Annotated in this window: 15 protein-coding genes; 3 read left to right on the forward strand and 12 right to left on the reverse strand. The window is 39.0% G+C overall.

Annotated features, from left to right (window positions below; all coding sequences use genetic code 11):
* Positions 1–4 precede the first annotated feature (4 nt).
* The 7 genes from F0342_RS16455 to F0342_RS16485 form a co-directional block, all read right to left on the reverse strand.
* Complete coding sequence (locus F0342_RS16455; protein ID WP_149156950.1) at positions 5–970, reverse strand: YpdA family putative bacillithiol disulfide reductase; 966 nt, start codon at positions 968–970, stop codon at positions 5–7.
* Between the two features lie 241 nt (positions 971–1,211).
* On the reverse strand, positions 1,212–2,489 hold the full coding sequence (locus F0342_RS16460; RefSeq protein WP_149156951.1) for a Glu/Leu/Phe/Val family dehydrogenase: 1,278 nt from the start codon (positions 2,487–2,489) through the stop codon (positions 1,212–1,214).
* Between the two features lie 688 nt (positions 2,490–3,177).
* Positions 3,178–3,762, reverse strand: a complete 585-nt coding sequence (locus tag F0342_RS16465) for an adaptor protein MecA (protein WP_188048585.1) — start codon at positions 3,760–3,762, stop codon at positions 3,178–3,180.
* A gap of 71 nt (positions 3,763–3,833) precedes the next feature.
* A complete protein-coding gene (locus F0342_RS16470; RefSeq protein WP_149156953.1) occupies positions 3,834–4,745 on the reverse strand; it encodes a MerR family transcriptional regulator in 912 nt (303 codons plus the stop codon).
* Between the two features lie 97 nt (positions 4,746–4,842).
* Entirely contained in the window at positions 4,843–5,607 is a 765-nt protein-coding gene (locus F0342_RS16475) for a metallophosphoesterase (protein ID WP_149156954.1), read from the reverse strand.
* On the reverse strand, positions 5,600–5,983 hold the full coding sequence (locus tag F0342_RS16480; protein ID WP_149156955.1) for a hypothetical protein: 384 nt from the start codon (positions 5,981–5,983) through the stop codon (positions 5,600–5,602). Before F0342_RS16480 ends, F0342_RS16475 begins: the two co-directional genes overlap by 8 nt.
* Positions 5,984–6,042: 59 nt before the next feature.
* Positions 6,043–6,678, reverse strand: a complete 636-nt coding sequence (locus F0342_RS16485) for a CBS domain-containing protein (protein ID WP_149156956.1) — start codon at positions 6,676–6,678, stop codon at positions 6,043–6,045.
* 151 nt (positions 6,679–6,829) lie between these two features.
* On the opposite strand from F0342_RS16485, the gene F0342_RS16490 reads away from it, so the two are divergent.
* Genes F0342_RS16490 through F0342_RS16500 form a run of 3 tightly spaced genes read left to right on the forward strand, consistent with a single transcriptional unit; the run spans position 6,830 to position 7,909 of the window.
* Entirely contained in the window at positions 6,830–7,051 is a 222-nt protein-coding gene (locus F0342_RS16490; RefSeq protein WP_149156957.1) for a spore coat associated protein CotJA, read from the forward strand.
* A gap of 6 nt (positions 7,052–7,057) precedes the next feature.
* Entirely contained in the window at positions 7,058–7,318 is a 261-nt protein-coding gene (locus F0342_RS16495; protein WP_149156958.1) for a spore coat protein CotJB, read from the forward strand.
* 21 nt (positions 7,319–7,339) lie between these two features.
* The gene (locus F0342_RS16500; protein WP_149156959.1) at positions 7,340–7,909 is read left to right on the forward strand and encodes a manganese catalase family protein; all 570 of its coding nucleotides are present in this window, start codon (positions 7,340–7,342) and stop codon (positions 7,907–7,909) included.
* A gap of 100 nt (positions 7,910–8,009) precedes the next feature.
* Here F0342_RS16500 and F0342_RS16505 read toward each other — a convergent pair whose 3' ends face one another.
* From F0342_RS16505 to F0342_RS16525, 5 genes are all read right to left on the reverse strand, one after another.
* Positions 8,010–8,450, reverse strand: coding sequence for a DUF2663 family protein (locus F0342_RS16505; RefSeq protein WP_149156960.1), 441 nt, complete (start codon positions 8,448–8,450; stop codon positions 8,010–8,012).
* Positions 8,451–8,578: 128 nt separating this feature from the next.
* On the reverse strand, positions 8,579–9,724 hold the full coding sequence (locus F0342_RS16510; protein ID WP_149156961.1) for a glycosyltransferase family 4 protein: 1,146 nt from the start codon (positions 9,722–9,724) through the stop codon (positions 8,579–8,581).
* A 49-nt stretch (positions 9,725–9,773) separates the two neighbouring features.
* Complete coding sequence (locus F0342_RS16515) at positions 9,774–10,301, reverse strand: phosphatase PAP2 family protein (RefSeq protein WP_149156962.1); 528 nt, start codon at positions 10,299–10,301, stop codon at positions 9,774–9,776.
* Positions 10,302–10,441: 140 nt separating this feature from the next.
* Entirely contained in the window at positions 10,442–11,131 is a 690-nt protein-coding gene (locus F0342_RS16520; RefSeq protein ID WP_149156963.1) for a LysM peptidoglycan-binding domain-containing protein, read from the reverse strand.
* A complete protein-coding gene (locus tag F0342_RS16525; RefSeq protein ID WP_149156964.1) occupies positions 11,124–11,723 on the reverse strand; it encodes a CPBP family intramembrane glutamic endopeptidase in 600 nt (199 codons plus the stop codon). The genes F0342_RS16520 and F0342_RS16525 overlap by 8 nt, the downstream gene beginning before the upstream one ends.
* Positions 11,724–11,731: the final 8 nt, after the last annotated feature.

Raw genomic sequence — 11,731 nt, forward strand, 5'->3', positions numbered from 1 at the left:
TTTGTCATTTTTCTTTTTGTGTAATGGATTCAGCGATCAATCCGCCATGCAATCGACCATTTTCAATAAAGATCTCATTCGCATTGTTTCCCGCAGCAATGACACCTGCAATATAGATTCCTTCTACATTCGTTTCCATCGTTTCTTGATGAAAAGCAGGTCGTCCTGTATCCTTGTCAATAATTATTCCCATTTTCGTCAGAAAGCTATGATCCGGGTGATAACCTGTCATTGCAAACACAAAGTCATTTTTGATTTCTATTTTCTCACCATTTACCTTGTAGGTGACAGAGTCCTCTGTGATCTCCTCTACACACGCGTTGAATTCCATCATTACCTCACCATTTCTAACAAGCGCATCAAAGTTAGGGAGTATCCAGGGCTTAACACTTTTCGAGTACTCGCTTCCCCGGTATAAGACAGTGACTCTTGCTCCCGCTTTATTCAATTCAAGTGCCGCATCAACCGCTGAGTTCTTCCCTCCAATCACAACCACATCTGTGTCAAAAAAGGGATGTGCTTCTTTAAAATAATGAAAGACTTTCTCTAATTTCTCTCCTGGAATCCCTAAATAATTGGGATGATCATAGTAACCGGTCGCAATGACGATGTATTTACTTTCATACGTTCCCCTTGAGGTGGAAACGGAAAAACGGCCGTCTTGCTTCTCTACCTTATGAACTGTTTCGAATCGATTGATTCTTAATTCTTTCCGCTTCGCTACTTCACGATAATACACGAGTGCTTGATTTCGCCTTGGTTTGTGCTCTTCAATAACAAAAGGAACGTCACCAATTTCGAGCTTTTCACTTGATGAAAAAAACGTTTGATGAGTGGGATAGTGGTAAATGGCATTCACGATATTCCCTTTTTCAATGATTAAAGGATCGATTCCCATTTCTTTTAATCTAATAGCAGCTGACAACCCACATGGTCCCCCACCTACAATAATGCATTCTTCCATTTTCAAATTCAGACACTCCTTCAATTCCTCTATCTGAATGGTAATTTACGTTCGTTCACTTCAGATGTTAAATTATTTTCTACCCAATTATTATGGAATAAGATTACGATTTGGTCAAAAGGAAGCACTCGAACCTCAGGATCTCCATCAGTAGTATGATTTCTAATTTCAGCTGAAATTATTGTAATGAGCCATTATATAGAATTGAAAAAGGATGAGATGTCATTCATCTCATCCTAAACTTGAATTAAATCCAACCTCTGAACCGGCATGCTTCGGCCATCTTTCTTACCCCTACCATATATGCAGCGAGTCTCATATCGACTCGTCTGGACTGGGAAGTTTCATATACATTATTAAAGGAGCTGACTAGTATCTTTTCCAGCTTTTCTTCAACTTCTTCTTCAGACCAATAATATCCTTGATTATTTTGTACCCATTCAAAGTAAGAAACCGTTACTCCGCCTGATGAAGCTAAAACATCTGGCACTAATAAAATTCCTCGCTCTGTTAAAATTTTTGTTGCCTCTAATGTTGTCGGGCCGTTCGCAGCTTCTACCACAATACTTGCCCGAATATTGTGAGCATTTTTTTCTGTGATCTGATTCTCAATTGCTGCAGGCACGAGAATGTCACAGTCCAGCTCTAATAGTTCTTCATTTGTTATCGTATTATTAAATAGTTTCGTAACCGTTCCAAAACTATCCCGACGATCCAGCAAATAATCAATATCCAGCCCATCTTTGTCATGAAGTCCACCGTAAGCATCAGAAATCCCAATCACTTTTGCTCCTGCATCATGCATAAACTTTGCAAGGAAGCTTCCGGCATTACCAAAGCCTTGAACGACTACTCTCGCCCCTTTAAGCTTTATTCCTATTTTCTTGGCTGCTTCATGAATACAAATCGTCACGCCCTTCGCAGTTGCCGTTTCACGACCATGGGAACCCCCAAGCACCAATGGTTTCCCTGTAATAAACCCTGGAGAATTATACTCATCAATTCGACTGTATTCGTCCATCATCCACGCCATGATTTGCGAGTTTGTAAAAACATCGGGAGCGGGAATATCTTTAGATGGTCCAACAATTTGGCTGATTGCGCGAACATAACCACGACTTAATCGCTCTAGCTCTCTAAATGACATATCCCGGGGATCACAAATGATCCCCCCTTTACCTCCACCGTACGGAAGGTCTACAATTCCACATTTCAAGCTCATCCATATGGAAAGCGCTTTAACTTCTTTTTCAGTTACATTTGGGTGAAATCGAATACCACCTTTTGTTGGTCCAACTGCATCATTATGTTGAGCACGGTATCCCGTGAAAACTTTTACTTTTCCATCATCCATCCGGACTGGTATTTTAACCGTTAACATTCGTACAGGTTCTTTTAATAATTCATATACTTCTTGTGAATACCCCAATTTATCAAGTGCAAGATGAATAACCGTTTGTGTAGATTTCAATACATCGTGTTGATCAGATGTTTGGTGATTTTCTTTCCCCTTATCGGCTACCATTTATGTAAACCTCCCAGTATGCTTCACTGTTTAACGGAACCTCGTCCGCTTTCATGACATAGTATACACGTTTGAATTCTTCTTGCAAAGAAGGAAAATCAAAAAAAGAGGATTTTTTTGAAAACGCTGTCATAAACGAAAAGCGGAGGCGGCTTTGGTAGGCCCGACAAGCATAAGTCAAGACCACCGGAAAGGCGCTCTTTGCCTTTTTGGTGGTCTTGACTTATGACCTCGAGGGACTAGCCGCCGGAGCTGGACATCGCGAAAAGCGGAGGCGGCTTGGGAAGGCCCGACAAGCATAAGGCGGCCCCACCGGAAAGGTGCTCTTTGCCTTTTTGGTGGGGCTGACTTATGACCTCGAGCCTCTAAGCCCTGGAGCTGGACATCACGAAAAGCGGAGGCGGCTTGATCAGGCCCGACAAGCATATGGCGAGCCCACCGGAAAGGCGTTCTTTGCCTTTTTGGTGGGCTTGACTTATGACCTCGAGGGGCTAGCCGCCAGAGCTGGACATCGCGAAAAGCGGAGGCGGCTTGATCAGGGCCATACAAGTAATCACAACGACCATCTCCATAACAAAAAACACTTCCAGGAAACAACCTAAAAGTGCAAAATAATGTCTATTTTTCTTATAAATCATAATAAAACATATATCTAAAAGGGGGGGAAGATTCGCTTCAACACACATGATCAAAAATAAAACAGTATTTTATCAATGGAATCTTTTATTAAAACAGCACGGCCATACTCCATGAGGATATGTTTCGTGGTCTTTGATTGCTGACCGTATTCAGCGCAAATAGCCTCCATGACCAAGCTATCGTATTCCAATAGATTTTCAATAAGTAAGTAATAGTTTTTTTCATAATAATAAATGCTTAATTGTATAACGCGGTTGTTCACTTTGTTCAATTCGTTAATGCGTTTAAGGAGGTCCAGTACATCCTCAAAATCATCAAAGTAAACGAGCACATCATGATCATTCATGGACTTCATGATTCCACTTTCGTCTTCCCAATCAGAAAAGTCATCTTCTGACTCTAATGTGAGGATCATGCAGATTTCCTGATCATCAAATGACTCAATCTCCACGGTGATTTCCATTTGTGTTTCAATGCCGAACTTGCCCTGAACTTCATCTAACATATCTTCAAAAAGATCATGCCACATATAGGAATCTTTCCATTGGTCTTGTTCAAATAAGCCTTTTTGCTCTAATTCTTCCACACTAATGGAAAATTTTATTTTGTTGTCTGAAATTCTTTCAAGCTTCATCTTCGTACCCCCTAGAGTGTGACGATTTATCACCATACTATGTAAGGGGCAGAAAACAGTGCATAATCCAATTATAATTTACTTTTCAGCCAAAGTTCCCAATCAGATTGGGATTGTCCGACAATGTGTTCCTGAAATTCTTCTTTCTTGTCATTGGGGAGATGGTCTACAGCAAAGCCGCCTATTCCAATTTCCAGGCCTTCCCGATTATCCTTTAATGAAGTTACGAGTGACAACAGGTTGTCTACATTCTCCTTTAAGGTGCAGGAGAAGAATAGAAACTTAGGATCGACTTCGTCAAGTACGATGTCGATATCATTTTCTTTAATGCTGGAGCCTAAGTAGATTACTTCAAATCCCTTTCTTCTTACATAGAGAGTAAAGATTAACAATCCTAATTCATGCCATTCTTCAGGTCCGCAAACGGCTACAACTTTAGGTAAGATTCCGTTGTGTGGAAAAGAGTGCATGATGATACCGATACGGGATCTAAGTATCGATGTTGCAAAATGCTCGTGGGCCGTCGTGATCTTCCCGTTCTCCCACAGGTCTCCGATTTTAACCAGCAAGCTGCCAAGGATATCAATCACCACTTTATCAATCGTGTAAACAGCAAACGATTGGTTGATTAATTCATGAGATTTTGTTTCATTAAACCTTAAGAGTGCTTTTAACAAATCATCCGAGATGCTCTGAGTACGGTCCTTTCGTTCAGAGGATGCAATCTCATTTTCTTCAAGCTCTTGTTTGTCAAGTAAAGCAACAGCCTGACTAATGGTAAATCCCCGATTGACCTTCTCAACCAGCCATTTTAATATATTTAAATGTTGGTCTGTGTACAAACGATGACCTGATTCATTACGTACAGGAGCAATTATCTGATATCTTCTCTCCCATGCTCTTAATGTACCTGGTTGTATTCCTAAGATTGTGGACACAGCTTTTATATTGTATTTGCCTTCTAACTTCTTGTCATTGCTCATAAATAGTCCCCCAAAGTAAATCTCTACTCTCTAAAATTATAATCGAGAAACTGCATTGTGTAAAACTTGTACAGGTAATGAACAACAAATGTTCATTTCATTCCTTTTCGATTTTCAGTAAATGGGTTTCTGCCGGAGCTCCCAAGCGTAATGGAAGCGCAGTTGTCCCATAGCCGTTACTTACTAATATGGTGGTCTGTGGGAGCTTTTCAAGTCTTCCTTTTTTATACAGTCCCCATCCAAACAAACGAATTTGTCCACCGTGTGTATGGCCACTCAACATCAAGTCAATTCCCTCTTCTTTTCGTACCTGCCTCACAAGCCTAGGGTCATGACTGATTAAAATATTAAATTCATGTGGAATTGTTTTTTTCAGTGCAGAAGAGTAAGAAGCTCTCTGCGTACTCGCATCGTCCACTCCGATCATATTAATCTTCCCGTTATGAATAGGTACCTTAACTGAATCATTTACAATTTCAATGATTCCCTTTTGTTTAAATATATCCTTCAGCCTGTTCGTATTCACTTCATGATCATTATTGCCCCAAACAAAATAAACCGTACCCAGTGTCAACAGTTTATCTAAGTTTTGCTCAACTCTCGAGTAGGGCACTCCTTTTTCCATAAGATCCCCGCCAATGATGACAAAATCAGCTTTTCCTTTCACTTCATCAATAATTCCGTTTGACACTTCCCGCTTATGTATATCAGATATAAAAAAGATGGAAATCGTGCCCATATTATCAGGAAGGGCAGGAAGCTTTACCTTCTCCATTTTCACAACATTTCTACGTGCTTCATATAACATAAAAAAGAGGAGACTGACTCCCCCTACTAATAAAAACATAATAAATTCAAGCATTGTGGCCTCCTTGTCGGTGGAAATCTATAGAAATAATACCATAAAAGATGGATAAGAAGGAAAAAATCAGTGTTTGCCACATCCCAAAACTGCTCAGCAAATAGATGATACCTATATGAAATGGGATGAAGATTAACTCTTTATGTAGTTTACCGTTCATTAATCTTAGAATAGAAAATATTTCAAATTTCAATAAATTCCCTTGAACCATTAACCCCACCATAAAGGCCATCATTGCCGCAAAGAATGGCACGGGATTTAAGACTAACTCAACAATGAACTCAGAGATGTCAAGCAATTCTGCAGCCGGAAACCATTTAATGAATAGGTACCCTAATAGAAACGTGATAAGCAGTTTAAAAGTATGATTGATCAAAAAAATCCCTCCCATAAATCTTATGAGAGGGATTTTTTTTCATACAGGGTTTCAGTAAATTATTCATCTTCATGAATATCAAGTATACGGAATCCTGATTTCTCCAGCTTATTGAGGAATTTATCCATATTGCCCTTCTTTTCGACCTTTAGTACGATACGTCGTAATAATTTATCAGTTTCATCAAAGGTAACCAGGGAAATAACCGATTCCGAGTACTGCTGGATGATATCTCCAAGACGGGCAATCCGTCCTTCTGTTTCTACAGAAGAAAAGGCGATTCGCACTCCCTTTTGATCCATACCAAATGCACTTCTGAATTGATCAAGTACATCAAAGCGGGTTATTAATCCAAGGAAGTTATTATCCGGTCCTACGACTGGAAGAATCGGAGAATCCTTCAATTGGACCAATGCATTTTCGAATACATCTTTATCGGTTATATATTTGTCGGTATCGGCAATAATATCACGAACCTTTTTCTCCTTAAGAAAGGCTTCTTTATCCATTCCTGAAAGGAAGAAGCTCTGATAAATATTGTAGCGTGTTGCCACCCCTTTAAATTCTTCATTCGAGAGTACCGGCACTCCATCGATTTTATGGTGTTCCAGTACTGTAAGGGTCTTTTCAATCGAATCATTTTCATCTACCACATAGCATTTGTGTTTCGGTATCATGGCACTTTTTACAAACATTTGACCACCTCTTCATTAATATCCTACATCTTTAGTATTCAACATTTTCACAAATTTCCCCTTCCTATTTATGAATTTAAATTAATTAACATGTTCTATTTACCTACTTCATATGTTGTTACGAAGGATTTTCTTTAAAGGAGGGATTATCGTGCACGAATTTCACAAAGCTTATTACCCATATGTAAGCCCATTCGATCCGTGTAAGCCTATTACCCGGAAAGTCTATTCAACGCCCCCTAATCTTTACTTAGGGTTTCAACCTCCCAACCTGGAGCAATATTCACCAAAAGAAGCGTTACAAAAAGGTACTCTATGGAAAGTGTTTTATGATCCCTACTATAGTCCGTATGAACAGATGAAGGGAGAATAGACTGACATGAAACAGCTTCCCCCCCATTATTATGAAGTGCTGGAAGAGTTACAAGCCGTAGATTTCGTGATTCTTGACCTAACCCTTTACCTGGATACACACCCTGAAGATTATGATGCAATCTCTCAATTTAATATGTATATCAAAACGCGAAAACAAATTAAGAAGAAATTCGAAAAGGAATTTGGTCCTTTGACAAACTTTGGATATAGCTACTCCAATTACCCATGGGATTGGAAGGATGCTCCATGGCCATGGCAAGTTTAATATTTTAGGAGGTGCATGAAAATGTGGGTGTACGAGAAAAAACTTCAATATCCGGTCAGAGTAAGTACATGCAATCCTAAACTGGCAAAATTTCTGATTGAACAATACGGCGGTGCTGACGGAGAACTTGCTGCTGCCCTAAGGTATCTTAATCAACGCTATACCATCCCTGACAAAGTCATCGGATTGTTAACGGATATTGGTACGGAGGAGTTTGCTCATTTGGAAATGATCGCTACAATGGTTTATAAATTAGTTAAAGATGCAACTCCTCAGCAGATGAAGGACGCTGGACTTGACCCTCATTATGTTAATCATGATGGAGCGATCTTCTATCACAATGCTGCAGGTGTGCCGTTTACTACAGCCTATATAGCGGCTAAAGGGGATCCGATTGCTGATTTATATGAGGATATAGCAGCTGAAGAGAAAGCAAGGGCTACCTATCAGTGGATCATAAATATGAGTGACGATCCTGATTTGAATGATGGTTTGCGGTTTTTAAGGGAGCGTGAAATCGTTCACTCCCAACGCTTCCGTGAAGCAGTCGAAATTCTTAAGGATGAAAGAGATAAAAAGGTATTCTTTTAATGCATGAAAACTTGGCTCATTTCTTTGTGAAAAAAGAAATGGGCCTATTCTTTTTCTAATTTATAAATATGGTCTCTATATTAAGTACTTACATTTGCTCTCACTTACTTCCATGAAATAAATTAATATCCCATTCTTTTTTCATTTTTTCATACACATGATGCCTTTTTTTCCACGCTTCCTCTTTCCATAAATCTTTACTTCGATCGATGACTTCACACCTTAATGCATGATACTCTTTTTCCTTTTTCTCCTTTTTCTCATACAAGATTCTTGTAGCACCGAAAAGCCCGACAAGAAGCATTGTTATAAATAGATGAAAAGAGTTGGATACAAATACAGAAAACATCGCTGCAAAAGAGTAAGAATATGGTCCAAGCACAAATTTTGTCACATAATAGAGAAAAAAGAAGGAAGCAAACATGCTTGCCCATAAGGTATAGAGGTGTACCGCTTTGGCTTTATCAAATTTTTGTTTTTTGTCTATTAAATTATGTAGCATCTGTCCAGTGGCTTGATCTGTCCATTCTCCAAAGTTCATTCCCACCCACTCCTTTCCTTCCCTTATAGTTTATGAACTTGTCCATAAAGATAGAATAGTTGAATAAAAAAAGGACCTCTTTCGGATCCTTTACACACACATCTATCGGGAAGGCGGGTTATGTTTCTTCACCCTGACATCTGATTCCGATTGCGAAGAAAACTAACTTCATGAAATTCCGTTATGAGTTGATCAAAGATGCAATCCCAGGATTGTTTTTCAGCCATTTGAAGAGCATTTCTTTTCATTTCATTTAGGAGATTTTCATTTAATATCTCTTCAATATGGTGAATAAACGAAGAATATTGATGAGCTTTCGCTATCCTTCCGGTTTGGTTATGCTCTACGATGTTCGTCACACCGCCTTTATCAGACACTACCGCTGGCAAACCTGATGCAAATGCTTCTAATACTACATTTCCAAACGTTTCTGAAGCAGATGGGAAGACGAATAGGTCAGAGGATGCATACACTTCCGCTAATTCGTTTCCTGTTACATAGCCCGTAAAGAGTACATCTTCTTTTTTAGTTTTTTCCATAAGTTCATTCCTCATCGGTCCATCGCCCACGATAACCCATTGAACTTGATCTTTTAATGTATGTGGAAGGTATTTAATCGTCTTTTCGAGTGTGTCCAAGTCCTTTTCAGGAGCTAAACGCCCCACATAAAGCAGAGTGTATTTCTTGTTTTCAATAAATTTCCTCCTTAGTTCAGGACTGCGCTTTTCAGGAGAATAGGTTTGACAATCCACTCCCCTGCTCCATATGGATAAGTCGGCAAAACCTTGGTTTTCTAAATGAAGTTTCGTTTCAATTGAGGGGACAAAAATCCGATCTGCCTGTGAATAAAACCATTTCATGTATTTCCATAATAATGGTGCCACCCACATCATTTTGTAATAGTTCAAATACAGATCAAAATGGGTGTGGTAAGAGGCAACCAAGGGGATATTCATTTTCTTTGCCCCGCGGATACCGTAAAGTCCCATTGTAAGAGGTGTGGTTACATGAATCAGTGTAGGTGAAAAATCTTTCAATTGCCTTTCAATCGTTTTCGGGTTGGCAATAGCGGTTCTGCATTCAGGATAGAAGAAAAAAGGAAAACTTGTAAAGGAATGTACATTTGGATAGGACTCTTTTTTCTCTTGAAAATCAGGAACAAATACTTTGTACTCAATTCCCCTTTTCTCATAGTGATTCGTCAATCTTTTTAACGTTCTTGCGACCCCGTTCACTTGAGGATAGTAAGTATCCGAAAATAATGCCACTCTCATGTACACTTCCCCCTTTTTGATTGCCATTCAGTTCGTATATTCTTTACATTTATCTTATAAACAAAAGGACCATTAAAGTCGTAGAAAATGCAAGAAATGCCCCAGCCACTACATCTGAAGGATAATGGACTCCGAGCACCACTCTGGAATATCCAACCAACCAACTTAAAGGAAAAAGGATAAGCATTGTACTTGGATACTGAATCATAAAAGGAATCGTAATGGAAAAAATAGCAGTCGAATGACCTGACGGAAATGAATGATCTTTAAATTCATACCCGTGTACCATTGCATTAGGTAAGGTTAAATAAGGTCGGATTCGTTTAACCAATTTCTTGATGAACGTCATGATAATATGACTGATACATAACGTTATCATGGCGGCCATTACCGTTCTTTTCATTTGTGGATGATATTGAGTTAAGAAAAACAGGATCAGGACGGAGGCTACAGTAAACCTTGCTCCACCAAGATGAGTAACATAGCCGAAGAATGAACGATACAGCTGTTTGCTTCCATTGATTCTGTAAAACAACAAATCATCTACCTTGCGAAAGCGCGTAAGTATTCTGTCCATGAAACCAACCCCTTTTCTATAGTGCTGTCACCTCCATTATATTTTCGGTTTGTAATGCTTCTTATAAATGAATGTAAATTTTATTGAAAATTTTTGTAAAAAAATAACACCCACCCCAACTTTCCTTGGGGGAGTGCCTATTATTGATCCAATGGGATTTCCAATACTTGTCCCGATTGAATTTCATTATTGTGAATATTATTCCATTCCTTAATTCGTTCAACCCCTGATTGGGAATTGTAGTATTTCATAGCAATCCTGTAAAGGGTTTCCTGGGGTGCGACCGTATGATATACGATCTTGTATGCTGGCTGTTCTTCCACAGGTTCTTCATTTACCTCTTCTTTCGGCTTTTCCTCTGCTGATTCTTGTTCAGGTGATGGAGAAGCCGGTTCAGTAGATGCTGGTTGTTCCTTTCCAGTCATTGAGGCAGCATCTTCATTCATGGATTCTTCTTTTTTGTCAATTACAGCTGCCTCTTCTTCTATGGAACCAGCATCTCCAAGGCTCTCCTCATTACCATTATCGGATTGGTCGTAGCGAACTTCTTCCACATCGTCCACATCTTCTGACATGACCACCAGGGGACCATTCCTGCTATCGAAATACGAATATATGCTAAAAACCGTCAAGGGCAAAAGAATAAAAAATAAGAGCAGCATACTGATCAATGGATATTTCATTCTCCATTTGTTTTTCTTCTTTTTCTCTCTATGTACCTCACTTCTCGCTGGAAGAGGCTCTCTTTTTTTTAATGGAGCTTTCTCTGGGGCTCGTTCAATCTTTTGTTTTAATCTCGCTGCTTGATCTCGATATGGGTCTTTACTCATGAGACATCCCTTCTTTACTTCCTTGTCTCCCTTTCTTACGCATATGTATACCTAGTAAGAAATCGATGACAAAGTGCATGATGATTGTTACCAATAAATTCTCTGTTTGTTCATAAATGAAACCAATCCAAAAGCTAAGCAGTACAATATTGACAATTAAAAACCAGTGAGCCCAGTATCTGAAATGAATCAGAGCAAATATAATACTTGAAATGATTAACCCAAAGTGAAATTGCAACACGCCCCTGAATAATATTTCTTCACTAATACTAATGAAAAATGCAAGCAGTGCAATTTCACCAATGCTTCTATCCGTAAATATCCGTGCATTCACCCCACCATCGTCATAGTATTTACTGGGTAAAAGCTTCATCAATACGATGTCGATGATCACAATCATCACACCGCTTGTTAATCCAATGGTCAAAATAGTCGGGGAAATGTAAAACTGTTTCCCAAAACCAGACCATGTGTCAAATAAAAATATACCTAATCCTAATGCTATCGTTAATAGTAAAAATTGAGTGAAATACAAATGAAATGTTAACTGGTTCTTAGAAAGTTGTTGAATGACTTCCCCTTGTTTATGCATGAATACCA

It is taken from the genome of Bacillus sp. CH30_1T (assembly GCF_008364765.1).
Lineage (GTDB): Bacteria > Bacillota > Bacilli > Bacillales > Bacillaceae_B > Rossellomorea.